The sequence below is a fragment of the Caulobacter sp. GW821-FHT11A05 genome, assembly GCF_058809015.1.
This window is the reverse complement of the sequence record NZ_JBXASF010000001.1, coordinates 435,493-460,594: the sequence shown is the minus strand read 5'-3', so window position 1 is coordinate 460,594 and position 25,102 is coordinate 435,493. Positions and strand designations below refer to the sequence as shown.

Annotated in this window: 23 protein-coding genes; 14 read left to right on the top strand and 9 right to left on the bottom strand. The window is 66.9% G+C overall.

Translation table 11 applies throughout. The annotated features are described in order from the left end of the window. The first annotated feature begins 13 nt into the window (after positions 1 to 13). The gene (locus AC1RSK_RS02075; protein ID WP_492905074.1) at positions 14 to 1,297 is read left to right on the top strand and encodes an exo-alpha-sialidase; all 1,284 of its coding nucleotides are present in this window, start codon (positions 14 to 16) and stop codon (positions 1,295 to 1,297) included. On the opposite strand, the gene AC1RSK_RS02070 is transcribed toward AC1RSK_RS02075, so the two are convergent. Next, positions 1,245 to 2,264 (bottom strand): helix-turn-helix transcriptional regulator, encoded by a 1,020-nt coding sequence (locus tag AC1RSK_RS02070; RefSeq protein ID WP_492905072.1) that lies wholly within the window; start codon positions 2,262 to 2,264, stop codon positions 1,245 to 1,247. The two genes, AC1RSK_RS02075 and AC1RSK_RS02070, sit on opposite strands and share 53 nt — an antisense overlap. Before the next feature lie 150 nt (positions 2,265 to 2,414). Here AC1RSK_RS02070 and AC1RSK_RS02065 point away from each other — a divergent pair, with 150 nt between their 5' ends. Next, the gene (locus AC1RSK_RS02065; protein WP_492905071.1) at positions 2,415 to 3,236 is read left to right on the top strand and encodes a DUF2306 domain-containing protein; all 822 of its coding nucleotides are present in this window, start codon (positions 2,415 to 2,417) and stop codon (positions 3,234 to 3,236) included. A gap of 37 nt (positions 3,237 to 3,273) precedes the next feature. On the opposite strand, the gene AC1RSK_RS02060 is transcribed toward AC1RSK_RS02065, so the two are convergent. Together AC1RSK_RS02060 and AC1RSK_RS02055 are read right to left on the bottom strand one after the other, a co-directional pair. Further along, positions 3,274 to 3,696, bottom strand: coding sequence for a hypothetical protein (locus AC1RSK_RS02060; RefSeq protein ID WP_492905070.1), 423 nt, complete (start codon positions 3,694 to 3,696; stop codon positions 3,274 to 3,276). A gap of 121 nt (positions 3,697 to 3,817) precedes the next feature. Beyond that, positions 3,818 to 4,285 (bottom strand): OmpA family protein, encoded by a 468-nt coding sequence (locus tag AC1RSK_RS02055; protein WP_492905068.1) that lies wholly within the window; start codon positions 4,283 to 4,285, stop codon positions 3,818 to 3,820. A 187-nt stretch (positions 4,286 to 4,472) separates the two neighbouring features. Between AC1RSK_RS02055 and AC1RSK_RS02050 the strand changes: the two genes are divergently transcribed. Both AC1RSK_RS02050 and AC1RSK_RS02045 read left to right on the top strand, forming a co-directional pair. Next, entirely contained in the window at positions 4,473 to 4,979 is a 507-nt protein-coding gene (locus AC1RSK_RS02050) for a nuclear transport factor 2 family protein (protein WP_492905387.1), read from the top strand. A 490-nt stretch (positions 4,980 to 5,469) separates the two neighbouring features. Beyond that, entirely contained in the window at positions 5,470 to 6,081 is a 612-nt protein-coding gene (locus AC1RSK_RS02045; RefSeq protein WP_492905066.1) for a terminase small subunit, read from the top strand. A 161-nt stretch (positions 6,082 to 6,242) separates the two neighbouring features. Here the strand turns inward: AC1RSK_RS02045 and AC1RSK_RS02040 are convergent, their stop codons facing one another. The 4 genes from AC1RSK_RS02040 to ispG all read right to left on the bottom strand — a co-directional run bounded on the left by AC1RSK_RS02040 (position 6,243) and on the right by ispG (position 15,479). Beyond that, a complete protein-coding gene (locus AC1RSK_RS02040) occupies positions 6,243 to 11,438 on the bottom strand; it encodes a M10 family metallopeptidase C-terminal domain-containing protein (protein WP_492905064.1) in 5,196 nt (1,731 codons plus the stop codon). A gap of 79 nt (positions 11,439 to 11,517) precedes the next feature. Further along, the gene (gene uvrC, locus AC1RSK_RS02035; protein WP_492905063.1) at positions 11,518 to 13,404 is read right to left on the bottom strand and encodes an excinuclease ABC subunit UvrC; all 1,887 of its coding nucleotides are present in this window, start codon (positions 13,402 to 13,404) and stop codon (positions 11,518 to 11,520) included. A 230-nt stretch (positions 13,405 to 13,634) separates the two neighbouring features. After that, positions 13,635 to 14,108, bottom strand: coding sequence for a hypothetical protein (locus tag AC1RSK_RS02030; RefSeq protein WP_492905061.1), 474 nt, complete (start codon positions 14,106 to 14,108; stop codon positions 13,635 to 13,637). A gap of 234 nt (positions 14,109 to 14,342) precedes the next feature. Continuing rightward, positions 14,343 to 15,479, bottom strand: a complete 1,137-nt coding sequence (gene ispG, locus AC1RSK_RS02025; protein ID WP_492905059.1) for a flavodoxin-dependent (E)-4-hydroxy-3-methylbut-2-enyl-diphosphate synthase — start codon at positions 15,477 to 15,479, stop codon at positions 14,343 to 14,345. Positions 15,480 to 15,608: 129 nt separating this feature from the next. On the opposite strand from ispG, the gene AC1RSK_RS02020 reads away from it, so the two are divergent. The 4 genes from AC1RSK_RS02020 to rnhB all read left to right on the top strand — a co-directional run bounded on the left by AC1RSK_RS02020 (position 15,609) and on the right by rnhB (position 18,502). Beyond that, complete coding sequence (locus tag AC1RSK_RS02020) at positions 15,609 to 16,385, top strand: sulfite exporter TauE/SafE family protein (protein ID WP_492905057.1); 777 nt, start codon at positions 15,609 to 15,611, stop codon at positions 16,383 to 16,385. A 56-nt stretch (positions 16,386 to 16,441) separates the two neighbouring features. Then, positions 16,442 to 17,128, top strand: coding sequence for a TorF family putative porin (locus AC1RSK_RS02015; protein ID WP_492905055.1), 687 nt, complete (start codon positions 16,442 to 16,444; stop codon positions 17,126 to 17,128). A 134-nt stretch (positions 17,129 to 17,262) separates the two neighbouring features. After that, positions 17,263 to 17,862, top strand: a complete 600-nt coding sequence (locus AC1RSK_RS02010; RefSeq protein ID WP_492905053.1) for a DNA-3-methyladenine glycosylase I — start codon at positions 17,263 to 17,265, stop codon at positions 17,860 to 17,862. Continuing rightward, entirely contained in the window at positions 17,846 to 18,502 is a 657-nt protein-coding gene (rnhB, locus tag AC1RSK_RS02005) for a ribonuclease HII (RefSeq protein WP_492905051.1), read from the top strand. Before AC1RSK_RS02010 ends, rnhB begins: the two co-directional genes overlap by 17 nt. A gap of 218 nt (positions 18,503 to 18,720) precedes the next feature. Here the strand turns inward: rnhB and AC1RSK_RS02000 are convergent, their stop codons facing one another. Next, the gene (locus tag AC1RSK_RS02000) at positions 18,721 to 19,887 is read right to left on the bottom strand and encodes an acyl-CoA dehydrogenase family protein (RefSeq protein ID WP_492905049.1); all 1,167 of its coding nucleotides are present in this window, start codon (positions 19,885 to 19,887) and stop codon (positions 18,721 to 18,723) included. Between the two features lie 129 nt (positions 19,888 to 20,016). Here AC1RSK_RS02000 and AC1RSK_RS01995 point away from each other — a divergent pair, with 129 nt between their 5' ends. The 3 genes from AC1RSK_RS01995 to AC1RSK_RS01985 all read left to right on the top strand — a co-directional run bounded on the left by AC1RSK_RS01995 (position 20,017) and on the right by AC1RSK_RS01985 (position 21,839). Continuing rightward, complete coding sequence (locus tag AC1RSK_RS01995; RefSeq protein ID WP_492905047.1) at positions 20,017 to 20,262, top strand: type II toxin-antitoxin system VapB family antitoxin; 246 nt, start codon at positions 20,017 to 20,019, stop codon at positions 20,260 to 20,262. After that, positions 20,262 to 20,669 carry a type II toxin-antitoxin system VapC family toxin gene (locus AC1RSK_RS01990; RefSeq protein ID WP_492905045.1) on the top strand — a complete coding sequence of 136 codons (408 nt, stop codon included), beginning with the start codon at positions 20,262 to 20,264 and terminating at the stop codon, positions 20,667 to 20,669. Before AC1RSK_RS01995 ends, AC1RSK_RS01990 begins: the two co-directional genes overlap by 1 nt. Positions 20,670 to 20,759: 90 nt before the next feature. After that, positions 20,760 to 21,839 (top strand): site-specific DNA-methyltransferase, encoded by a 1,080-nt coding sequence (locus tag AC1RSK_RS01985; RefSeq protein WP_492905043.1) that lies wholly within the window; start codon positions 20,760 to 20,762, stop codon positions 21,837 to 21,839. Here the strand turns inward: AC1RSK_RS01985 and mutY are convergent. Beyond that, positions 21,836 to 22,864 (bottom strand): A/G-specific adenine glycosylase, encoded by a 1,029-nt coding sequence (gene mutY / locus AC1RSK_RS01980; protein ID WP_492905041.1) that lies wholly within the window; start codon positions 22,862 to 22,864, stop codon positions 21,836 to 21,838. The two genes, AC1RSK_RS01985 and mutY, sit on opposite strands and share 4 nt — an antisense overlap. Before the next feature lie 106 nt (positions 22,865 to 22,970). Here mutY and AC1RSK_RS01975 point away from each other — a divergent pair, with 106 nt between their 5' ends. The 3 genes from AC1RSK_RS01975 to AC1RSK_RS01965 all read left to right on the top strand — a co-directional run bounded on the left by AC1RSK_RS01975 (position 22,971) and on the right by AC1RSK_RS01965 (position 25,094). Next, positions 22,971 to 23,663 (top strand): YceI family protein, encoded by a 693-nt coding sequence (locus tag AC1RSK_RS01975; RefSeq protein ID WP_492905040.1) that lies wholly within the window; start codon positions 22,971 to 22,973, stop codon positions 23,661 to 23,663. A gap of 157 nt (positions 23,664 to 23,820) precedes the next feature. Next, complete coding sequence (locus tag AC1RSK_RS01970) at positions 23,821 to 24,366, top strand: DUF721 domain-containing protein (protein WP_492905038.1); 546 nt, start codon at positions 23,821 to 23,823, stop codon at positions 24,364 to 24,366. Between the two features lie 104 nt (positions 24,367 to 24,470). Further along, the gene (locus AC1RSK_RS01965; protein ID WP_492905037.1) at positions 24,471 to 25,094 is read left to right on the top strand and encodes a DsbA family protein; all 624 of its coding nucleotides are present in this window, start codon (positions 24,471 to 24,473) and stop codon (positions 25,092 to 25,094) included. The last annotated feature ends 8 nt before the right edge of the window (positions 25,095 to 25,102 follow it).

The following is a 25,102-nucleotide window of genomic DNA, read 5'->3' as shown; positions in this document are numbered from 1 at the left end:
TCGATCCGTTCTGGTGGGGCTGGCGCTGCTCGGACTGTCGCTGACGGCATGCGGCCGATCGGTCCCTCCCCTCCTGGACCCCGCCATCGCCATTCACAGCGCCGATAAGGCCGACTGGGCAGGGTTGCCCAGGCTTCCGGTCAAGCAAGGTGTCGTGTTCCGGGGTCAGGCCGAGGTGTCGGCGTTCAACATCCACAACTACCTGGCGCACGACGGCGCCCAGTTCGAGATCATGTGGACCTCCAATCCGGTCAACGAGGGCGAGGCCGGATCCCGTGTCATGCGGGCCGTCAGCGTCGACGGCCTGACCTGGTCCCCGCCCAGCTTCATCACCCCCATGCCACCCCCAGGGCAGCGCTACTTTGCACGCGGGTTCTGGCGGCGCGGCGCCCAGACACTGGCCTTGGTCTCGCAGGATCGCGCCGGCGGCTATTTCGGCCCCGACTTGCGAATGCTGGCGTTTGAGCAGCAGGGACCGGCGGACCAGCTTTGGACCCCCCTGGGCGTCATGGCGCCCGATGTGATCACCAATTTCACACCGTCCCGGCTTTCGGATGGCGCCTGGCTGGAATCCGGCCGCGACAGCGCCAAGCGGATCAGCTTTCTCAAGGGCGGCGTGGCCGGATGGGACCGCTGGACCAAGCACCCCGTGCAACAACCCTCCGCCCGCTGGGACTGGCGCACATGGCCCGCCACCGCCCCGGAAAGGCGTTCACCGGGTGAGCGTTGGAAGTCATGGGTGCGAATTCCCCTGCTGGTTCGCGTCCAGCCCAGTCTGGACGAGCCCATCTGGTGGACCTTGCCGGACGGACGCCTGATGGCCCTGTTCCGCGACAACATCGGTCGGCGGCTCTACCAGTCGGTCGGCACGCCCGACGGCCAAAGCTGGACAAGGCCAGAGCGGACAAACTTCCCGGACGCCACGTCCAAGATCGCGGGTCAGCGTCTGACAAACGGCCTCTATGTTCTGGTCTCGAATGCGCGCCCTCAACTGGAGGAACGCAACCCGCTGGTGCTTTCGGTCTCGCGCGATGGCCTCACCTTCACAGCGATGGGCATCCTGCTGGACGCCCCGACCCGCCGCCGTGTTCTCGGCGAGCGCAAGACGCCGGGCTATCAGTATCCTCAGATTCTGGAGCGGAATGGGACGCTCTACGTGGCCTATTCCAGGAACAAGGAAGACATCGAGGTCGTCAGCGTCCCGATCGCCGCCATCGAGGCGCTGGCGGCGGGCGTCGGACGCCTCAGGGGCCCCGCCCCTCCGCCAGAGCCCGGCCCCGGTAAGCCCGCGGCGTGACGCCCGTCTCCGCCTTGAAGGCGCGGTTGAAGGGACCGAGCGAGGCGAAACCGCAGTCGAAGGCGATCACCAGGATGGGCCGGTCGGCCAGCGCCGGGTCGGCGAGCACCCGCCTGGCCCGTTCGATCCGGTAGTGATTGATCAGACGGTTGAAGTTGGCGAAGCCCAGGGCCGCGGTGATGCTCTGGGTCACCCGGTGCTCTGGCTCGGCAAGCCTGGCGGCGAGATCGGCGACCTTGAGGTCCGGCGAGACGCAGAGGGCGCCGTCGCGCACCACCTCGACGATCCGTTCGGCCAGCCGCCGGTCTTCAGGCGTCGCCGGGCGCCGGGCCGGCGCCCGGGCGCGCGGCAGCGGGCGCCGCAGCCGGAACCAGACGGCGCCGGCGCCGGCCGCCAGACCGGCCAGGGCGCAGGCGGCCTTGATGATCGCCGGGTCGGCGAAATCCGCGATCCCGTCGAGCAGCAGGGTCGAGACCGCCACCAGCAGGGCGTAGACGCCGAGGAAGGCGATGCGGAACCGCCTCTCGGCTCTGGGCAAGGCGCGTCGGAAACCCAGCAGCGGCTCCACGAAGATCATCAGAAGCGCGGCCGAGCCGCTGAGCGCGTAGGCGTTGTCGGCCGCCGTCGCGACAAGGCCCTGGGCCGGACCGGCGAGGATCGACACGGCGCCGGTCAGCCAGAGGATGGCGACGACGACGCGGGGCCAACGGGCGTCATGCTCGGCCGGGTCGAACAGCGCCCGCGTCAGCAGCCAGGCCCAGCCGCAGCTGCCCACCCCGACCAGGGCCAGCAGTGTCGGCAGGGCCCCGCCGTCGCCGGCCATCGCCTGTCCCAGGATGTAGCAGACGAAGGCGGCGGCGGTGATCAGGCCGTGGACCAGCAGCCGGCCCGGCCGGCGCGGGCGCCATAGGGCCTGGGTCGGCGCTTGCGGAACGCGGGCCGGGGCGGTCGCCGTGAGCCTGAGCATGCGGGAACTCCAACAGCTGGCGCGAGGGTGCGGCCAACACCCGGGAGACTGCAGAATCTCTCGCCGAATTCCAAATCGGCGAGACGGGCGGGCGCGGCTTTTCGGAGATGGAGCCCGCAGCCGCCCGTTGGGGCGGCATCAGGAGACCCCATGTCGAGCTTCAATCCCCCGGTCCGTCCGGCTTCGTCCCTCGCCGACCAGGCGCTGCGTTGGGCGGGCGTCGCCTGGTTCGCCGTCGCCGCCTTCGGCCAGGCGGCCTTCATCTACTTCATCCTGGCCTTCTATGGCGTTCGCACCCTGTCGGGCGACTACGCCCGCTGGAACGACAAGCCCCTGATCGACGGCTATGTGGCCGGGGACACGGCCGGCAACGCGGTGTTCGCCGCCCATGTGCTGCTGGCCGCGGTGGTGACCCTGGGCGGGCTGATGCAGCTGGTCCCGGCCCTGCGACGACGGTGGCCGAGGCTGCACCGGTGGACGGGCCGTGTCTTCCTGACCGTCGCCGGCTTCATGGCGCTCAGCGGCGTCTGGCTGGCGGTCGTTCGCGGCACCTACCTGTCGGTGGTGTCCGCCGTGGCCATCCTGATCAACGCCGTCCTGATCCTGGCCTTCGCGGCCCTGGCCTGGCGGGCGGCGATCCAGCGGCGCTTCGACCAGCACCGCGCCTGGGCCATGCGCGCCTTCATGGTGGTCAGCGGTGTCTGGTTCCTCCGGGTCGGGTTGATGGGCTGGATGGTCCTCAACCAGGGTCCGGTGGGCATGACCCGGGACATGTCCGGGCCGGCGGACGTGGTTCTGACGTTTGGCAGCTATCTGATCCCGCTGGCCCTGCTGGAGGTCTATTTCGCCGCCCAGCGCAGCGCCCGTCCGGCCCTGAAGCTGGCGGTGGCCGCCCTGGTCCTGGCCGCGTCGGTGTTCACGGCCGCGGGCGTGTTCGGAACCATCACCATGATGTGGGTCCCCCACCTGTGACGCCCGGCGAGGCGCGGGACGGCTGGCCGTGGGCCGGCTACAGCGTCGTCTCCGCCAGGTTTGAGCGGTACTTCGTCCCCGTCTGGCGGTCGTTGATCTCGATGTAGACGTAGCTGGGCGGCACGACCCCCTCCTCGAGCGAGAACCACAGCTTGTCGAGGTCGGCGGGCGAGCCCAGGGCGCAGAAGCCGTAGAGCCGCTTGCCGCGGGAATCGAAGATGTCGACCCAGGACCGCGCCGAATTGGCGTTGCTGCCGCAGGGCGGCAGGCCGGGGGCCGGGGCGAACATCTCGGCCGGATAGGCGCCGTTGTTGAGCACCGCGAAGCGATAGCGGATGAAGGCCTTGCCGCTCACGGTGTAGGGCTCGGAGCCGGTCAGGTAGAGGACGGGATTGGGCGAAGCGGCCAGGGCCGGTCCGGCGAGCAACAGGACGATCAGGCCGAGCAGGAACGCACGCATGGTCACCTCCCTGGCGCCGAGGCGGCGGTCGGCGCGACGCGTTGGTTGAACAGCATTATCCGAAACGGGGCAAGGGCGGGCCGGGCGGCCCTCCCCGCCCGCCACCCTTCCAGCCGCCGCCCTACCAGCCCGAGCCCGGCCCGAGGGTGACCTCCACCCGGCGATCGGCGGCGACGCCCTGGCCCGGCTTGGCGGAGCCGTCGGCCGGGCGGCTGGCGCCGAAGGCCTCGGTGGTCATCACCCCGTCCGGCACGCCCCGGCCGGCCAGGTAGCCGCGCACGTTGGCGGCGCGCCGCTGCGACAGGCCGACGGCGAAGCTCTCGGCCCATTTCTCCGCTTCCGCCGGCGTGCCGCCCTCGGCCACGATGGCGGCCTTGGCCTCGGCCAGGGTGGCGTGGCCGGCGATGCTCACCTGCATCTCCTGGCCGGCGTAGGCCCTGGCGAAGGCGTCGAGCCTGGCCCCGGCGGCCGGCGAGACCTCGTCCGAAGCGCTGGCGAAGGTGACGACGGCCGGCCCCTGCCCGACCTGCGCCACCGCCGGCGCGGCCAGCATGACCGCCGACAGCACCGCGCACACAATCCAACGCATGGGCCTTCCCCTCCCGAACTGAGCTCCGGCCCCTTCTCTGCCACGGCCAGGCGGCGGCGGGCAATCGGATGGCTCCCGCCGGAATGGTTCACCCCCAGGTCCCGCCGGCTGCTGATTGCCCGCCATTCGGCGGTCTGGCACGGTTGCGGGGAGGGCTGGCGGACGGCCGGCGGGCGGAGTGAGCGCGATGCATGCGGCGGCGGCGATGATCGGCCTGGCGGCGATCAGCCTGTTCTCGGGACTGGCGCCTCTGCCCCACGCGGCGACGACGGCCAACGCGGCGCAGGCCGCCGTCGAGCCGGCGGTCGCCGAGGCCCCCATCGTCGCGGAGGCCCCCGTTGTCACTGAAGCCAAGGCCTTCATGACCGCCTACGGCGCGGCCCTGCTGGCCGGCGACCGGGCCGGGGTGGCGGCGCGCTACAGCCGGGACGGCAGCCATATGGTCGGGGGCGACAGCAGCGGGCTGCTGCCCTACGCGGCCATCGTCGACCGCTACGCCGGCCCGGCCTGGAACCCGCCGGAGGCCTTCACCTGGAACGACCTGAAGTATGAGGCCCTCGGACCGGACGCGGTCGTCGTGACCGGCAGCTTCACCTGGGACCCCAAGGGCGCGAAGCCCGCCGTCACCATCGCCTACACCGCCCTGCTGCGGCGCGAGGAGGGGGTGCTGCGGATACGGCTGGAGCATGAGTAGGGGGCGGTAGGCGGGGCGGTACATCGGCTTTGGGCGGGTCCTGGCCATGCTGCAGCTGGAGGTGGCCAGCTGCCCGATCTGACGGGGCGCCGCTATCGAAGCGGCAGACCATTATACCAGCCTGGCGTCCCGCCAGGGTGTCAACGGCCCATCCGGGGTTCTGAGGGGCCCGCGCCGGGCGGCGGGCAAGGCGCTTGAAATCGTTGAGGTTTGCGTAGCGGAGGGCGCGGGGAATGTGGGCGCCGGCGTAGGCGCGGTGTTGGCGCCGGGGCGGGGAATGTAGGCGCCGGGCGTGGCGCCGGCGCCTACGCCGGGGCCGGCGGCGGCGATTTGCGGCTTCCGGGGCGCAAAACCAAGATGAATATGTCTAGACATATTGCTCAGGGCCTTGGCGGGGCTGGTTTTTTCGCTGGCGCCAGGGCGGCGTGGGATAATGGTCTGCCGCTTCGATAAGGCGGCCCCCTCCCCTCTTCGCGCCTCCGGAGCCGCCATGACCGCGACAAACGCACCCTCGTCCCAGCCGCGCGCGCTGAGCCCCCAACAGCTCCGGTTCGTGCAGGAACTGCGGCGCGACGGCCAGGCCACGGCGGCGGCGCGGCGCGCCGGCTACAGCCAGCGGTCCGCCCGCTGGGCCGCCTACCGGCTCATGCGCGATCCCCGCGTCCAGGCCCTGCTGGCGCCGCATCCCGCCCCGGCCCCGCGCCCCGACCCGGACGGCCACGTCCCGCCCGACAAGGCGACCGGCGCCTGGGCCCTGGCCGAGCTGAAGGCGGTGGCCGCCGGCAACATCCTCGACTTCGCCATCGTGCGCCCGGACGGCGCCCTGGAGGTCGACCTGGCCCGTCTGGAGCGCGGCCGCACCGCCGCCGTGCGCGAGGTCACCGTCCTCGAGAAGACCGCCCCCGACGGCGCCGTCACCCGCCTCACCCGCCTGAAACTGGCCGACAAGTCCCTGGCCCTGGCGCGGCTGCTGCGCGCTACCAACCTGCGGCTGGAGGGCCACCTGGAGGGCGTGCGCCTGGGCCAGAACGTGGTGGCGCGGCTGGACGAGAAGATGCTCCTGCGGTGGGCGAAGCGCAGGCGGGAGGAGGAGGGGCTGTGACGGGGGGCTCAGAGAGGGACGAGGCGGCGCGCGGCGTCGACGACCCGGATGGGGAGGGCTTCCCGGCGCGGGAGCGGGCGGCTATCTCCTTCGCCGGTGTGAGGGGTGACGTGTCGCGCCCCGCTGACGCAACCGCGCCAGCGGGTTTTCCACCTCCAGAGCTAAAACAGCCAGCCGGCGTCACCCTTCGGGGGATCAGCTGGCATCGGGCTGGGCAAGCCGATGAAGTCTGCGGCGCTCAGAGATGAGGCCTGCACACCGGTCAGGCTGACATAGCCGCCGTCGGCGAAGATCACTTTGGCCCCGCCAGCCAGTTGCACGATCGAGCTATAGCCGCCGTAACCGCTGACATCGATGCGATCCACCCCGTCCTGGAAATCAGCGATCGTGTTCGCGCCATCGCCGGCCGCCAGGACGAAAACATCCGCACCAGCTCCGCCAGTCAGGGTGTCTTGGCCAGCGCCGCCGATGAGAACGTCGTTGCCGTCGCCTCCGTTCAGCTTGTCGTTGCCGATGCCACCTTCGAGACGGTCCGATCCGCCCAGGCCATTCAGCGTATCGTTCCCGTCCAATCCTCTGATCCGCTCGGCGCGGCCATCGCCAGATAACGAGTCTGCGCTGGGCACGCCCGTCAGGACACGTTCATAGGCGACAGTCGTAAAGCTGGAGGAGGACAAGCTGCCAGCCTGAACGCCGGATAGCGTGACATAGCTGCCATCGGTGAAGTTCACCTTCGCGCCGCCCGCCAATTGGGTGATTGAGACATAGGAGCTGAAGGCAGAGATATCGATCAAATCCTCTCCCTGAACGAAGTCGGCGATGGTGTTGGCGCCATCCCCAAGGCCGATGACGAAGATGTCGGCTCCAGCTCCACCCGTCAGGGTGTCCTGTCCGACGCCACCTACCAGGATGTCGTCTCCGTCGCCGCCGAACAGCTTGTCGGCGCCGTCACCGCCTTCCAGCCGGTCATTGCCGCCCAAGCCATTGAGCGTGTCGTTTCCGCCAAGCCCTTGGAGCAGTTCCAATCGGCCGTCACCGTTGAGAGTGTCAGCGCCAATCGTACCAACCAGAGATCGCGTCTCTGACGGCGGGGGAGGCGGCGGAGGAGGAGGAGGAGGAGGAGGAGGAGGAGGAGGTGGTGGTGCGGAGAGGCCGATGAAATCCGCGTTGGTCAGGTTGGCCGCCTGCACTCCGGTCAGAGTGACATAGGAACCATCGGAGAAGGTGAGCTTTGCCCCGGCCGCCAGTTGTGACTTTGCCGTCCAACCGCCGAAAGCGCTCAGATCGATGCGATCCTGGCCCTGAACGAAGTCGGCGATGGTGTTGGCGCCATCCCCAAGGCCGATGACGAAGATGTCGGCTCCAGCTCCACCCGTCAGGGTGTCCTGTCCAACGCCACCTACCAGGATGTCGTCTCCGTCTCCGCCGAACAGCTTGTCGGCGCCGTCACCGCCTTCCAGCCGGTCATTGCCGCCCAAGCCATTGAGCGTGTCGTTTCCGCCAAGCCCTTGGAGCAGTTCCAATCGGCCGTCACCGTTGAGAGTGTCAGCGCCAATCGTACCAACCAGAGATCGCGTCTCTGACGGCGGGGGAGGCGGCGGAGGAGGAGGAGGAGGAGGAGGTGGTGGTGGTGGTGCGGAGAGGCCGATGAAATCCGCGTTGGTCAGGTTGGCCGCCTGCACTCCGGTCAGAGTGACATAGGAACCATCGGAGAAGGTGAGCTTTGCCCCGCCCGCCAGTTGTGACTTTGCCGTCCAACCGCCGAAAGCGCTCAGATCGATGCGATCCTGGCCCTGAACGAAGTCGGCGATGGTGTTGGCGCCATCCCCAAGGCCGATGACGAAGATGTCGGCTCCAGCTCCACCCGTCAGGGTGTCCTGTCCAACGCCACCTACCAGGATGTCGTCTCCGTCTCCGCCGAACAGCTTGTCGGCGCCATCAGCGCCTTCCAGCCGATCATTGCCGCCTAGACCGTTAAGCGTGTCGTTTCCTCCAAGCCCTTGGAGTAGTTCCACTCGGCCATCACCGTTGAGAGTGTCAGCGCCGATCGTGCCAACCAGAGACCGCGTCTCTGACGGCGGCGGAGGAGGCGGCGGAGGTGGCGGTGGCGGCGGTGGCGGCGGCGGAGGAGGCGGCGGCGGCGGTGGCGGCGGTGGCGGCGGCGGAGGCGGCGGCGGCGGCGGCGGTGCGGAAAGGCCGATGAAATTGCTGGTCGCAATACTTGAGGCCGTCACGCCGACCAGACGCATCGTCACGCCATTGGTGACAGTTACTACGACATCCGCCCCAACTTGCGCGATCGACTGGTAACCACCGAAGTCAGACAAATCTATCTTGTCTGCGGCCGCTACGAAATCGCTGATGACATCCGCGCCGCCGCCGACTGTCGCTTTAAAGGTGTCGGCACCCGCACCCCCGGCCAAGGTATCGTCACCCAGCCCGCCCTGGAGAAAATCTGCCCCAGACGTACCAGAAATGACATCTGCTCCGGCACCTCCCAGTATGGCAACCGAGTTGACCCCCAGAATCCGTATCTTGTCTGACGCGACGTCAAAACTCCCGCCCGCCGAAACCAGATAATAATCCGGATTTCCTGCGTATATTCCGAACTGCGCCAACAATGTGGTGCTTTCTTCACTGTGGTCGATCAACACTCGGTCGTCACCACCCGACAGCGAGATACTGTTGAAGCCGACGTCAATTTCGGTAGCAACGAAATCCGCACCGGATCCCAGATCAATATCGAACCAACGCTCTACGTTTTTAATATACGTGCCGTCAGCCAGCCATTGGCCAGCGCCTGTTTTTGACAGGCGGGTATCGATATTGAATCCTATCGATGAATCGCTCCTATCCATACTGATCGTGTCATGGCCGGCGCCACCGTCGACCCAGTCGACCCCCGCGCCCAAGCTCAGGTCGTCGTCGCCCGCGCCGCCATCCAGATGGTCGTTCCCACCTCGACCGGTCAAATCGTCACCGCCATCGTTGCCGACCAAGATTGAATCGCCGACTCCGGCGCTCAGCCTGTCGTCCCCGCTGCCGCCGCGAAACACGACCTCTTCGATATTCGAGGCGTGTAGCTTGTGTGTTGATGAAAGATACTGTGTGCCAGTGTAGATCTCGAAGTCGTCATCGCTGGAGCTGTAGGTCACCCTCAGGCGAGCGCTAGTACCACTCAGATCAACTTCCAACCGATCCGTGCCTGCGCCACCATCGACGATATCTTTCGCAATCAGGGTAGAAAAGATGACATCGTCGCCGTCGCGGGTCTCGACATCATCGACATCCGCTCCGAGCCAAACGCGGTCATCCCCACTCCCTGTAATCAGATCGATACGTTCGATATTTCTGAGGTGCGTCCCGCTTTCAAACGTGAATCCGCCGTCGGACGCCGCTTGGGCGGCCACGTAAGAAAGGTCGCGACTTTCACCGCTCAGATCAACGTCGGCATGATCGTTGCCGGTGCCGCCATCCAGCCAATCATCTCCAGTACCACCATCTAGGCGATCGTCGCCGTCACCACCGTAGAGGGTGTCGTCGCGGTTCTCTGATGTCAGTTGATCGTCGCCACCCCCACCCTTGAAATAAGTCTCCTGATTGTCGCTGTGTGCAGTGTCGTCGCCTGAACCAAAGAGGACAGCAATCGCCTCAAAGTTCTCAAGTCGAATTTCGCCTTCGTTAGCCCCCGATTTGAGTGCGATCTTGATGTCACCGTCGTCTTCGGTCAGACGCCAATCACTGGATCGACTCGACAGGTCCACATACGCTAGGTCATGGCCTGACCCGCCGTCACCGAAGTCATACTGACCGGAAGGCGCGCCATAGAAGACAAGGCTGTCGTCGCCGTCCTCGCCGTACAAGCGATCTCCGCCGGAGAGTGCGAAATCATCGTCGATCAGTAGATCGTCGCCGTCCTCGCCGTGCAGTACGTCAGCGTCGGTTCCACCAAGAATTTGATCGTCACCGCCTTCTCCTGAAACGCCGTCAATCCCGCCCTTGGCGTAGAGGACATCCTTGCCATTTCCCGCGACATAGGTGTCGGAGCCGTTGGTCCCGGTCCAGGTAAAGCTATTTGGTGCTGTGATCGGCGGGGATGAACTGGACGGAGAAGTTGGATTCGGGGGTGGCGGAGCAGGGAGTTTATTTTTCTCTTGCCACAAGGCGGGTAGATTCCAAGGCTCTCCCGTGGACTGTGTGCCCTCCCCTCCCCATATCTCTACAGTTTCGATCCGCCCTGCCGATGACCCCATATTCTTTATTCTAATATTGATCGCTAACCCCGAGCCTGAGGAATTCGGAATCTGGACAAGAAAATCGGCACCATCGACGACAAACCATTCGGCCTTCAACTTATTCGCTATACTGCCCGTATATAAAACCAACGTGTCTGTTCCTGTGGAATCACCGCCATCATCAATAACGTCGTAACCTTGAAATAATCCCACAGAATATCGATCACCGTCCAGCCCACCCCGGAGTGTGTCAGCCCCCTTTCCCCCCTCAATAAAATCACGGCCCGCGCCTCCAGAAATCACATCATTTCCCAAGCCCCCCCAAATTGAGTCCGAGCCGCCGCCACCCTCAATCCGATCATTGCCAGCTCCACCTGACAGTAAGTCCCTGAGCATCCCGCCAAAAATTTGGTCATCGCCGCCACCTCCCTCAACTCTGAGAAAGAATGACATGTTTGCTCCGTCGATGACGTCAGAGCCATTCCCCCCGAAGACTGCCGGTCGGCCGGATATCGCCGCTTGTCCGGCGTAGTTCGACGCGTTCGCGGCCAATAGCAGGCTCGACGACAACTCGCCGGAACTCACCCCGTCCGATATGGGGGATTGATAAACAAAGTTATTTTGGCCGTGTTGAGAATCGTAAATCTGGCGAAGTTTCTGGAGAACTAACGCCTCGCCGCCGTAGTTATTATAAGCGATATCTCCCACTATAGAGGCTGCGATAACAGAGACGCCTCCGACAGGACCACCTAACGTAAACGCCACTCCCGTAACAATGGTGCCAGCGGCGTCTGCCGCTATTTGCAGAAGAAATTCCAGTACTCTAGCGTACATCTCTCTCTGAAAATTTTCAGGACCGGCTTGATGAACGGCGTTAGATATCTCAATAATATCTAACGCATAGCCAAATAACGACAGCTGCCCTTTAAGTCCTTCAAGGAACGGATCGATATCATTTACCGTCTTAACTGCTGACTTTAATTTGGAAGCAGCTTCGCCTAAATTTAACGCGTAGCCAAAATTTTGCGCCACACTGGCGAAGTAGGAGATTTCCGCGTCATAGTTGGCCATCGTCTGGCTCCGAATGCGCCCACCTAGAGTTTGGTTAATGGGCCAGAACAACCTCCCATAACGTCGGTCAGCTTACAACCAGTGCCTCCTTGACTGATAGTCGCAGGCCGAGGCGGCTTCCGCCGCCCCCTCACTTCCTGAAGAAATCAAACACCCGCTGCGCCAGCTGGGCGCTCACCCCCTCCACCTTCGCCAGGTCCTCCACGCTCGCCCGCCCCACCTCCCGCGCGCTGCCAAACGCATGCAGCAGCGCCTTCTTCCGCCCCGGGCCGACGCCCTCGATCTCGTCCAGCGGGTTCTTGACCATCTCCTTGCTGCGCTTGGCCCGGTGCGTCCCGATCGCGAACCGGTGCGCCTCGTCCCGCAGGCGCTGGAGGAAGTACAGAACCGGGCTCTTGGGTTCGAGCATGAACGGCGCCGCCGCGCCGGGGAGGAAGAAGCGTTCCAGGCCGGCGTCGCGGTCGGGGCCCTTGGCGACGCCGACGACCGGGATGTCGTCGACGCCGAGGTCGGCCATCACCTCCAGGACGACGCCGATCTGGCCGGCGCCGCCGTCGATCAGCACCAGGTCGGGGCGTGGGGTGGAGACCTCGCCGCCGGCTTCCTCCTCCTTGACCAGGCGGGAGAAGCGGCGGCGCAGGACCTCCTTCATCATGCCGAAGTCGTCGCCGGGGGTGAGGTCCGTGCCCTTGATGTTGAACTTGCGGTACTGGTTCTTCTGGAAGCCCTCGGGGCCGGCGACGATCATGCCGCCGACGGCGTTGGTGCCCATGATGTGGCTGTTGTCGTAGACCTCGATGCGCTCGGGCGGGGCGTCGAGCTGGAAGGCTTCGGCCAGGCCGGCCAAAAGCTTGGCCTGGGCGCCGCCCTCGGCCATTCGCCTGCCTAAGGCTTCGCGGGCGTTGCTCAGGGCCTCGTCGACCAGGCCCTTCTTCTCGCCGCGGCGGGGGCGGGCGATCTCGACCTTGCGGCCGGACTTCATCGAGAAGGCCTCGGCCAGGAGTTCGGTTTCGAAGGGGTCGTGGGAGACGAGGATCAGCTTGGGGATCGGCTTGTCGTCATAGAACTGGCCGATGAAGGCGCCCATGATCTCGGCATCGCTGTCGGACTTGTCGATGCGCGGGAAGTAGGCGCGGTTGCCCCAGTTCTGGCCGGCCCGGAAGAAGAAGACCTGGACGCAGGCCTGGCCGCCCTCGCTGTGCAGGGCGAAGACGTCGGCCTCGTCGACGGTCTCGGGGTTGACGGTGGTCTCCTGGGCGACGGAGGCCAGGGCGCGGATGCGGTCCCTCAGGCGGGCGGCGAGCTCGAACTCCATGTCGTCGGAGGCGGCCTGCATCTGCTCGGACATGCGGGCCATGACCAGCCGGCTCTTGCCGCGCAGGAAGGCCTCGGCCTCCTCGACCAGCAGGGCGTAGTCGTCCGGCGCGATCAGACCAGTGCAGGGGGCGGCGCAGCGGCGGATCTGGTGCAGCATGCAGGGGCGGGTGCGGCTGTCGTAGACGCTGTCGCTGCAGGAGCGGAGCAGGAAGGCCTTCTGCAGGGTGTTCAGGGTGCGGTTGACGGCGCCGGCGCTGGCGAAGGGGCCGTAGTAGTCGCCCTTGATCGTGTGGGCGCCGCGGTGCTTGCGCAGCTGGGGGGCGATGTGGTCGCGGCGGATGACGATCTCGGGGAAGGACTTGTCGTCGCGCAAGAGGACGTTGAAGCGGGGCTTCAGCTGCTTGATCAGGTTGATCTCGAGCAGCAGGGCGTCGGTCTCGGTGCGGGTGGAGGCGAACTCCATCGAGCGGGTGAGATCGACCATGGTGGCGATGCGGTTGGTGTGGAAGCGGCCCTGGGCGTACTGGACGACGCGCTTCTTCAGGGAGCGGGCCTTGCCGACGTAGAGGCATTCGCCGTCCTCGCCGTACATGCGGTAGACGCCGGGGGCGTCGGGCAGGCGGTCGGCGTGGAACTTGATCAGCGCGGCCGAGCGCAGGCTGGCGGCTTCGGTAGTCGGTTGGTCGATGGGTTCGCTCACGGGGAGCTATATAGGACGAGTCCCGGGCGTTGGCGCGGGGGGCTGGCGCCACTGGGTGGCAACAACCTCGTTCCCTCCCCTTCCGATCTCCCCGGCGAAAGCCGGGGCCCAGTGTCCGCTGTCCCAAAAGGGTCGGCTCTGACTTGAGCCTGCCCGTCATCTGGTTTGCCAGCTGGGTCCCGACTTTCGTCGGGATAATCGGAGTTTGGGGTCAGGCCCCTCCCCGAGGGTCAGGCCACGTCCAGCTCGATGCCGCCGCGGCGCAGCTGGCCGACCAGGCGCAGGGTGTCCTGGTATTGCTGCTCGACCATGCGTTTCTGGACCGGGTCGGCCATCCGTTCGGCGCAGGTGAGGATGCCGCTGCGGCTGACCCGCTTGACGTAGCCCTTGTCGATCAGCCGGCCGACACAGCGGCGGGTGGTCTCGTAGGGCATGTGCAGGGAGCCGGCCAGGGCATGGACGCTGATCGGCCGGCGCAGGTCCTCCGGGGCGATGGTGTCGATGCCGGCGTAGCGGGCCGACAGGGCCGGATCCTCCATCAACGGGGTCAGGTTGGCCTGCAGGATGGCCATGTAGACGACGGCCAGGGCGTAGTCGTGGTCGAGGCCGGCGGCGACGCCGATCATGGTGCGCAGGGTGTAGTCACCCCCGATCCGCGCCACCGCCCGGGCCTGAGTTTTGCGAAGCTCGTCTCGCGACCGCATGGCCGACCCCCCGGCTGGGCGACGCATGACGCCGCCCCGAATTGGGTTGAAATGGACGAACGCTTACTGAAGCGTCCGAACTATACGCCTGAATTCGACTGAAAGCCCGGAATTCCGCTGGCGGGGACTGCCCCCAGACCCGCCGTCGTCAAACCGTCACGCAGTTTAGCCGACTCGTCGGCGGCCGAAAGCGACGGCTGGCTCAAAATGGGTCAGGGAACCGGTGTCGGCGGCCTATTCGGCGGCCTGAAGTTCGGCGTTGGCGGCCTCGATCTCGGCGGCCTTCTTCTCGACCAGCTCGACGATGTGGTCGACCATGGTCTCGTTGGACTGCTTATGGTCGGGCTTGCCGGCCATGTAGACCATGCCCGAGCCGGCCCCGCCGCCGGTGAAGCCCAGATCGGTCATCAGCGCCTCGCCGGGGCCGTTGACCACGCAGCCGATGATGCTGAGCGACAGTGGGGTGGAGATGTGGGCCAGGCGTTCCTCCAGGGTCTCCACCGTCTTGATGACGTTGAAGCCCTGCCGGGCGCAGCTGGGGCAGGCGATGATGTTGACGCCGCGGTGGCGCAGACCCATCGACTTGAGAATGTCGAAGCCGACCTTGATCTCCTCGACCGGATCGGCGGCCAGGCTGACACGTATCGTATCGCCGATGCCGGCCCACAGCAGGTTGCCGATGCCGATCGAGGACTTGACGGTGCCGGTGCGCAGGGCGCCGGCCTCAGTGATGCCCAGATGCAGCGGGCAGTCGATGGCTTCACTGAGCTGCTGGTAGGCGGCGACGGTCATGAAGATGTCGCTGGCCTTCACCGAAATCTTGAAGTCGTGGAAGTCGTGGTCCTGCAGGATGCGGGCGTGGCTGAGGGCGCTCTCGACCATGGCGTCGGGACAGGGCTCGCCGTACTTTTCCAGCAGGTCGCGTTCCAGCGAGCCGGCGTTGACGCCGATGCGCATCGAGCAGCCATGGTCACGGGCGGCCTGGATGACCTCGCGGACGCGGTCGGCGTTGCCGATGTTGCCCGGGTTGATGCGCAGGCAGGCGGCGCCGGCCTTGGCGGCCTCGATGCCGCGTTTGTAGTGGAAGTGGATGTCGGCGACGATCGGCACGGTCGAGGCGCGGACGATCTGCGACAGGGCGGCGGTGGATTCGACATCGGGGCAGCTGACCCGGACGATGTCGGCCCCGGCCTCCTCCAGCGCCCGGACCTGGTCGATGGTCGCCTGGGCGTCGGCCGTCAGGGTGTTGGTCATCGACTGCACGGCAATCGGCGCGTCACCCCCGACCCGCACCTTGCCGACCATGATCTGGCGGGACTTGCGACGATCGATGTGACGCCAGGGGCGGAGGAGAGTGTGGTCTTGAGCCATGGCCTCGTAACTTAAGCCCTGGAGCGGCGTTCCCCAAGCGGTGAAGAGCCTCTATCGGGGGCGATAGATTTATTCCTATTCAGTAGATCGGCTTTGAGACGGTAGTGCGACGCTAGCTTTGGAGCGCCCATGGAAGACTTCCTGCTGTTCTGCCTCGTGGGCTTCGGCGCCCAGATCGTCGATGGCGCCTTGGGCATGGCCTATGGCGTCGTCAGCTCGACCGTGCTGCTGGCCTTCGGCGTGCCGCCGGCCGCGGCTTCGGCCTCGGTGCATGCGGCGGAGGTGTTCACCACCGCCACCTCGGCCGTCAGCCATGTGGCCCACCGCAACGTCAACTGGAAGATGTTCATCCCGCTGACCGTCGCCGGCATCATCGGCGGCGTGCTGGGCGCCTTCGTGCTGACCAGCGTCGATGGCAACACCATCAAACCCTTCATCGTCGCCTACCTGGGGATCATGGGTCTGGTCATCCTGTGGCGGGCCTGGAAGGGTCCGAGCAAGACCCCGACCTCGCCCAAGCTGATCGCGCCGCTGGGCCTGGTCGGCGGCTTCTGCGACGCCACCGGCGGCGGCGGCTGGGGCCCGACGGTGACCAGCGCCCTGGTCGGCACCGGCACCGAGCCGCGCTATTCGATCGGCACGGTCAACACCGCCGAGTTCTTCGTCACCGTCGCCATCTCGGCGACCTTCGTCTGGGCCCTGCTGACCGGCCAGTGGCAGAACACCGGCGGGCTGATGCAGCATGCCGCCGCCGTGGCCGGCCTGGTGGTCGGCGGGGTGCTGGCCGCGCCGCTGGCCGGCTGGGTGGTCAAGCTGATCCCGGTGAAGATCTTTACCTGGCTGGTCGGCTTCCTGGTGCTGTTCCTCTGCGTCTACCAGGGGCTGCGGCTGTTCAAGATCATCTGACCGTCCACGGAGGGATTGTCACAAATCCTTCGCGGAGTCCGTTTATCCGCCCCCGGATGATCCGGACCCTGACGACCTGCGCCGGCGCGAGCCTGCTGCTCGCCGCCCTGCCCTGCACCGTGATGGCGGCGGACGATCCGTGGGCGGTCAAGGCGACCCTGGCCAGCGAGTATATCTCCAAGGGCACGGGCAAGAGCGCCGGCGATCCGGTCGTGCAGGTCGATGCGGCCTACGACTTCAAGCCGGTCTATGTCGGGGTCTGGGGCAGCAGCGCCGACACCTCCCAGGGCGGCGACTCCGAATGGCACGCCTACGTCGGGGCCAGATACAAGGCCGGCGACGCGAAGTTCGATGTGCGGGCCATGCTCAAGACCATGCCCGGCACGGCCGAGGGCGCGCAGAGCGAATGGCTGGAGCTGCGGGCCGACGCCGCGATGCCGGTGGCCGGAACCGACCTGCGCCTGCGGGTCGAGTACAGCCCCGACAACTACGCCGCCACCGAGGCCGCCTGGTGGGTCGAGGCCCAGGCCAGCCGCAAGCTGGCCAAGGACTGGAAGGTTTCCGCCGCCTACGGACTGCGCGAGCAGGACGGCGGCGCCGACTACCGCGCCTGGAACGCCGGGGTGACCTGGAAGGCCAGCAAGCGGCTGGCGCTGGACCTGCGCTGGCACGACACCGACAGTCATGAGCGGGGCGTCAACTACGACGGCCGCCTGTTCGCCTCGGCGACGGTGGCCTTCTAGAGCCAACGATTTGATGGAATCAAATCGCTGGCTCTAGCTTTTTCGTTGTCGCGCGTTTGGTCCGACAACCGGTTCCCACTTATCGGAACGCGCTCTGGCGCCGCAAGCTGCCGGAACATGCTAGCAACATCGGCATGACCGACGGTTTGATTCGCTGCCCCTGGCCCGGCGTGAAGGACCAGATCTACATCGACTACCACGACACCGAGTGGGGCGTGCCGGAGTACGACCCCCGGGCGCTGTGGGAAAAGCTGGTGTTGGACGGGTTCCAGGCCGGGCTGTCGTGGATCACCATCCTCAAGAAGCGCGACGCCTTCCGACTGGCCTTCGACGGCTTCGACCCGGAGAAGGTGGCCCGCTATGGCGACGCCGACCGGGCGCGGCTGATGGCCGACGCCGGCATCGTGCGCTCCAACGCCAAGATCGACATGGCCATCAACGGCGCGCGGCTATGGCTGGACATGCGCGAGCGGGGCGAGGACTTCAGCGCCTTCCTGTGGGACTTCGTGGACGGGGCGCCGATCCAGAACGAATGGACCTCGTTCCGGCAGGCGCCGGTCAAGACGCCGCAGGCCGAGGCCATGGCCAAGGCCTTGAAGGCCAGGGGTTTCAAGTTTACCGGGCCGGTGATCGTCTACGCCTTCATGCAGGCTGTCGGAATGGTCAACGACCACGAGACGACCTGTTTCCGCCACGAAGAGTGCCGACACCTCAGCCATGGCCAGAAAGCCTGACCTTCTGCTCGAACGCGCCTGTCCCGCCCCTGTCTGCGGGGTGGACGAGGCCGGGCGCGGGCCGCTGGCCGGGCCGGTCAGCGCCGGGGCGGTGATCTTCGATCCGCGGAAACGGCTGCCCAAGGGGCTTAACGATTCCAAGAAGCTGACCCACAGGCAGCGGGAAGAACTGGAGTTCGAGATCAAGCTGCGGGCGGTGGCGTTCGCCGTCGGGTTCGCGAGCGTCGAGGAGATCGCGCAGCTCAACATCCTGCACGCGGCCGGCCTGGCGATGCGCCGGGCGGTCGAGGGGCTGTCGGTGACGCCCGTGTACGCGCTGGTCGACGGCAACTACCGGTTCAATCTGCCCTGCGAGGTGAAGACGGTGGTCGGCGGCGACGGGATCAGCGCCTCGATCGCGGCGGCCTCGATCCTGGCCAAGGTGGCGCGCGACCGGGTGATGGTGGCGCTGGACGCGGAACACCCGGGGTATGGGTTCGCGAGCCACAAGGGCTACAGCGCCAAGAGCCACTTCGAGGCGTTGCGGACCCTGGGGCCGTGTCCGCAGCACCGCCTGAGCTGGGGCGCCGTTCGGGAGGTGTGCGGCTTGCCGCCTCTGGTTCCGGAGTTGCCTCTCGAAGTTCCTCCTCCGGGGGCGTAGCCCACGGGGGAGGGGGACCGCGACCGAAGGTCGTGGTGGAGGGGGCAGCGCCGGCGGTTGCGGGCTGATCCTGAACGCCGTCGTCAACGACTGCTTCAGAACGCGTTTCATCCTGACAAGCCGGCGCGGCCCCCTCCACCACCGGCCCTAAGTCGGGCCGGCGGTCCCCCTCCCCCGCCGCTGCGCGCCGGAGGAGGACCTGCAACTCATCCCGCCACTCAGATCCCCATCTGCCGCGCCGCCAGATCGCGCATGATCTCCTCCGAGCCGCCGCCGATCGCATAGACCCGCACCTCGCGGTAGATGCGCTCGACCCGGCCGCCCCGCATGTAACCAGACCCGCCCATCACCTGCATGGCCTCACGGGCGCAGTATTCCATGGTCTCGGTGGCCTGGACCTTGAGCAGGGCGATCTCGGCGATCGGTTTTTCGCCCTGCTGCACCCGCCAGGCCAGGGTCTCCAGCCAGGACTGGGTGGCGTTGATGCGCTTGTACATGTCGGCCAGCTTGTGGCGGATGACCTGGTGGTCGGCGAGCCGTTTGCCGAAGGTCTTGCGCTCCTGGGCCCATGCCAAAGCATCTTCGAGGCAGACCTTGGAGAAGCCGACGGCGCCGGCGGTCATGCCGATCCGTTCGGAGTTGAAGTTGTTCATGATCCCCGCGAAGCCCTGGTTCTCGGCCCCGATCAGGTTCTCGACCGGCACCCGGACGTCGTCGAAATAGAGGGCGGCGGTGTCGGACGCCCACCAGCCCTGCTTCTTCAAGGGCGTGCGGGTGAAGCCCGGCCGGTCGCGCTCGATCAGCAGCAGGGAGACGCCGCCGGCCCCCTCCCCGCCGGTGCGCACCGCGACGGTGTAGTAGTCGGCCCGCATGCCCGAGGTGATGAACATCTTGGAGCCGTTGACGACATACTCGTCGCCCTCGCGCCGGGCCGTGGTCTTGAGGTTGGCGACGTCGGAGCCGCCGGTCGGTTCGGTGATGGCCAGGGCGCTGATCTTCATCCCCGACAGGACCTGCGGAATGATGCGGTCCTTCATCTCCTGACTCCCGAGATGGCGGATCGGCGGCAGGCCGATGCCGTGGCTCATCAAGCTGGCGTTGATGCCGCCGGCCCCGTGGCGGGCCATCTCGGTCGAGGTGACGATGGACATGAAGGGGTCGGTGGGGATGCCGCCGTACTCTTCAGGCCAGCCGAGGCGCAGCAGGCCGATCTCCGAGGCCTTTTTGTAGAGCTCGCGGGGGAATTCACCGGCCTCGTCCCACTGGTCGGCGAAGGGCATGATCTCCTTGGCGACCCATTTGCGCAGGGTGTCGCCCCAGGCGCGGTGGTGGTCCTGGTAGAAGGGGCTGAGGCGGGATTGGTAGAGGTGGTCGAGGGCGGGCATGGCGTCTCCGGGGCCTCTCTGGCGGAGGCGCTCTGGGACAGCATCCAAGCCTTTCCGTTGGGAGAGTCGAGCCCTTCAATCAGACCGGCGGACATGCTATCTAGAAATCCGATCTAGAAAGCTCATCCCATGGCGCTGAGTATCAAGACTGCCGAAGCCGATCAGCTGGCGCGCGAACTGTCCCGACTGACTGGTGAAAGCATGACCGAGGCCGTCACCGTCGCCTTGCGGGAGCGGTTGGCCCGCCAGCGCACCCTGCGCGAGACGAATCTCGCGGACCGGATCATGGCGTTCGCCGAGCGGGTGGCGCCTGAATTCGATCGCAGGCCAGTGACCAAGGAAGAATGGGACTGGGCGTCTGGGGACGAGGACTAGTGCTGGTCATCGACAGTTCGGCCATCGTCGCCATCCTGCTTAAGGAACCTTCCGCGCAAGCGTTGGCAGACCGCATAAACGCGGAGACGGACAGAGACTACCGCCTTTCAGCTCCGAACTATGTTGAAGCAGGAACCGTCCTGGCAGGCAGACATCCGAACGCCTCGGCAGCCCGCGCCATGCTGGACGAATTCCTGACCGATGTCGGCATCAAGGTAGAAGCGACAGACCTCGCCCTGGCCCAGATGGCGCTGGAGGCGCGCATCCGGTTCGGGCGAGGGTTCGGCGCGCCTGCAAAGCTGAATTTCGGCGACAGCTTCGCTTATGCGTTGGCCCGCAAACACGCTGCCCCGCTGCTCTTCATCGGCGACGACTTCAGCAAGACCGACATCCGCAGCGCCCTGTAGCCGGTAACCTCTTGCTAACCACGTCCCCTAACGCGCCCTTCACCATGACCCTTGAGAATGCCCGGACTCACTTTCCTGTCGGGGTATCCTATGGCGTTCGGGTCCGAGACCATCCTTCACGGCGACTGCATCGAACAGCTGCGGGCCCTGCCCGACCGCTCCGTCGACCTGGTCTTTGCCGACCCGCCCTACAATCTGCAGCTCGGCGGCGACCTGCTGCGTCCCGACAATAGCAAGGTCGACGCGGTCGACGACCACTGGGACCAGTTCGAAAGCTTCGCCGCCTACGACAAGTTCACCCGCGAATGGATGAAGGAGTGCCAGCGCGTCCTCAAGGACGACGGCGCCCTGTGGGTGATCGGCAGCTATCACAACATCTTCCGCGTCGGGGTGGCGCTGCAGGACCTGGGATTCTGGATCCTCAACGACGTGGTCTGGCGCAAATCCAACCCGATGCCGAACTTCAAGGGCACCCGGTTCACCAACGCCCATGAGACGCTGATCTGGGCGTCGAAATCCAAGGGCGGCAAGCGGTATACCTTCAACTACGACGCCCTGAAGGTGTTCAACGACGACACCCAGATGCGGTCCGACTGGACCCTGCCGCTGTGCACCGGCGACGAGCGGGTCAAGAAGGCCGACGGCACCAAGGCCCACCCGACCCAGAAGCCCGAAGCCCTGCTGCACCGGGTGCTGCTGGCGACCAGCAAGCCGGGCGACCTGATCCTCGATCCCTTCTTTGGCAGCGGCTCGACCGGGGCGGCGGCCAAGCGGCTGGGCCGGCGGTTCATCGGCATCGAGCGCGAGGCCGAGTACATCGCCGTCGCCAAGGAGCGCATCGCCAAGGTGCAGCCGGTGGCGCCGCAGGACCTGGAAGTCATGGGCAGCCGGCGGTCGGAGCCCCGCGTGCCGTTCGGCCAGCTGGTCGAGGCCGGCCTGCTGCAACCCGGTGACGAGCTGTGGTGCCCCAAGGGCTTGAAGGCGGCGCGGGTGCGGGCCGACGGCAGCCTGGCGGTCGGCGACCTGACCGGTTCGATCCACAAGATGGGCGCGATGATGGAGAACGCCCCCGCCTGCAACGGCTGGACCTACTGGCGCTTCAAGACCGACGCCGGCCTGGCGCCTATCGACGTGCTGCGCAGCAAGGTGCGGGCGGGGATGGCGGCTTAAGCCAGCGCCAGCCGCGCCGCCTTCAGGAAGACGCTGGGCAGGGCGCCGAGACCTTCGCGCGGCGTCCAGGCGACGCCATCGGCATCACCGTCGGCGCGCAGCACCCGCAAGGTCAGCGAGAAGTGGGTGAAGACGTGCTCGATCTCGCCCATGTCGCGCCAGGCGGCGGCGGCCGGAGCGCCCTGTAATGCCTCGGGCGGAGCCGGGGTCCAGTCGCTGGTCGGCAGGCCGAGCATGCCGCCGAGCAGGCCCTTGTCGGGGCGGCGGACCAGGGCGACGTCGTCACCGCGCGTGAGCACATAGGCGACGCCGTACCGCCTCGGCCTCGCCGCCTTTTTCGTCTTGCGGGGAAAGCTCTCCTGGTCGCCCCGGGCATAGGCCGCGCAGTGCATCGACACCGGGCAGCGGTCGCAGAGCGGCGACTTGGGCTTGCAGACGGTGGCGCCGAGATCCATCAGCGCCTGGGCCCAGTCACCGGGGCGGTGGGCGTCGATGAGATCACCGGCCAGGGCCTTGAGGCGCGGCTTGCTGTCCGGCAGGGGTTCCTCGACGGCGAACAGGCGGCTCATCACCCGCTCGACATTGCCGTCGACGACGTTGGCGGCGCGGTCGAAGGCGATGGCCGCGACGGCCGCCGCCGTGTAGGCGCCGACGCCTGGCAGGGCGCGCAGGCCCTCTTCGGTATCGGGAAAGACGCCGCCGTGGTCCTGGGCCACGGCGCGGGCGCAGGCCAGCAGGTTGCGGGCCCGGGCGTAGTAGCCAAGGCCGGCCCAGGCAGCCATCAGATCGCCGTCCTCCACCGCCGCCAGGTCGGAGACCGTGGGCCAACGGCGGGTGAAGCTGAGGAAATACGGCGTCGCATGCGGCACGGTGGTCTGCTGCAGCATCACCTCCGACAGCCATACCCGGTAGGGGTCGGCGCGGACCCCGGCGGCATGGTCGCGCGGGCCGACGCGCCAGGGCAGGTGGCGGGCGTTGTCGTCATACCAGGCCAGGAGGCGGGCGCGCAGGTCGGGGGTGTCCACGAGGGGTGACTAGCACGCGAGGCGGTTTTTTCGAGGGGCGGTGTCGGAACCGGCTTGCCCGCCGCGTCCTCAGTGTCGAAGACCGACCAACCAAGGAAGTCCAGACATGCGCGCCACCCTGATCGCCCTGCCCGTCCTGATCCTGCTGGCCGCCTGCCAGCCGGCCCCAAAGCCCGCCGAGGCTCCCAAAGCCGAAGCCGCGCCGGCCGCCTTCACCGTGCCGGACCTGCTGCCCGGGACCTACAGGATCGACCCCGACCACACGACCATCATCTTCCGCGTCGACCACATCGGCATGTCGAAGTTCACCGGCCAGTTCCGCAAGGTCGAGGCCAGTCTCGTGCTGGACCCCAAGAGCCCCGAGGCCTCTTCCGTCATCGCCGACATCGACACCGCCTCTCTGGACACCAACGTCCGGGTCTGGCCGGGTTTCGACAAGACGCTGGCCGGGCCGGAATGGCTGGACGGCGGGGCGCATCCGAAGATCACCTTCAAGTCGACGAAGGTGACCAAGACCGGACCCGACACCGCCGACATCACCGGCGACTTCACCCTGAAGGGCGTGACCAGGCCGGTGGTTCTGAAGGCGAAGTTCAACGGCGGCTACAAGCCCAACGCTGTGGACGGCGCCCGGGTCGGCTTCTCGGCGACGACCAGCTTCAAGCGGTCCGACTTCGGGGTCAGCTACGGCATCCCGGCCCCGGGGACCAAGATGGGGGTCAGCGACGAGGTCGAGGTGATCATCGAGACCGAGTTCACCCAAGGCAAGCCGACCGGCGAACCGGCGCCGGCGCACTAGCCCTGATCGCCTCCCTCCCCTTTATGGGGAGGGACAGGCGGCGAAGCCGCCAGGGTGGGGTAATCGCGTGACAGAGCGCGCGGCATCCGACTTCCCCACCCGTCACGCTGCGCGTGACACCCTCCCCATGAAGGGGAGGGAGAGCTATAGATTTCCCATGCCGCCCCGCCGTCCCCTCCCGACGCCTGAAGAAACCGCCCAGATCCTGGCGCGGCGGCGCACCAAGCCGATGCGCCGGCCGCCGCCGCCGGCCGGCCGGTCGCTGGCGCCGCTGATCAAGGCGCTGGACGAACGCTTCGGCAAGGGCAGCGCCGGGCTGACCTCCCGCTGGCGCGAGATCGTCGGCGAGACCCTGGCCCGCCACACCGAGCCGGTGCGGGTGGTCAAGGGCCGGGCCGGCCAGCCCTCGATCCTGGAAATCCGCGTCGCCGGCCCGGCCGCCGCCATCGTGCAGCACCAGGCCCCCGACATCCTGTCCCGCGTCGGCATGGTGCTGGGCGATCCGTCGGTCTCGAAACTGCGCATCGTCCAGGGGCCGGTGAAGCCGCAACCGGGCGCCAAGCAGCAGGCCCGCAAGCGGCCGAAAGGCCCGCTGGACGCCGCCACGGAAGCGCAACTGGCGGAGGGGCTTTCGGAGGCGCCGGAGGGTCCTTTGAAGGCTGCGCTGTTGCGTCTCGGCCGCGAGGTGCTGCGGGAGCGTTGACTCTTGCGACTGGCTGCCGCATCGCGCCTCTCAATTGCCGCCTTCGTACGCTCTGCAGAATCGCGTTCTACTGATCCACTGCATTTCGGGGAGCTTGAAAGCCCATGGGCCTGTTCAACCGTCGCGCCGTCCTCGGCGCCACTCTCGCTGTCGCCGCCCTGGCGATGGCCGCCTGCGGCAACAAGGGCGCCGGCGGCGCCGTCGATGGCGACATGACGCTGGGCGATCCGGCGGCCAAGGTGAAGATGATCGAGTACGGCTCGCTGAGCTGCAGCCACTGCGCCAACTGGAACAGGGACGTCTGGCCCGAGTTCAAGAAGAAGTACGTCGACACCGGCAAGATCCACTACACCTTCCGGGCCTTCAAGCTGAACCCCAGCGACAGCTACACCGCCGCCGGCGACCTGCTGGGCCGCTGCGCCGGCAAGGACAAGTACTTCGGCGTCATCGACGCCCTGTTCCACAGCCAGATGGAGGCCCTGGGCCAGGGCGGCGATCCGCGCGCCGTGCTGTTCAACGTCGGCGCCCAGGCCGGGCTGAACGAAGACGCCGTGCGCGCTTGCATCAGCGACGAGAAGGCCCTGGTCGCCCTCGACAAGCGCCTGTCGGAATCGAAGGCCAAGGAGGTTCAGGCCACCCCGACCTTCTTCATCGGCGACCAGAAGTTCGAAAGCGAACTGCCGCTGGCCGAGATCGACAAGGCCTACGCCGCCGCCGGCGGCAAGTAAGGGAGTCC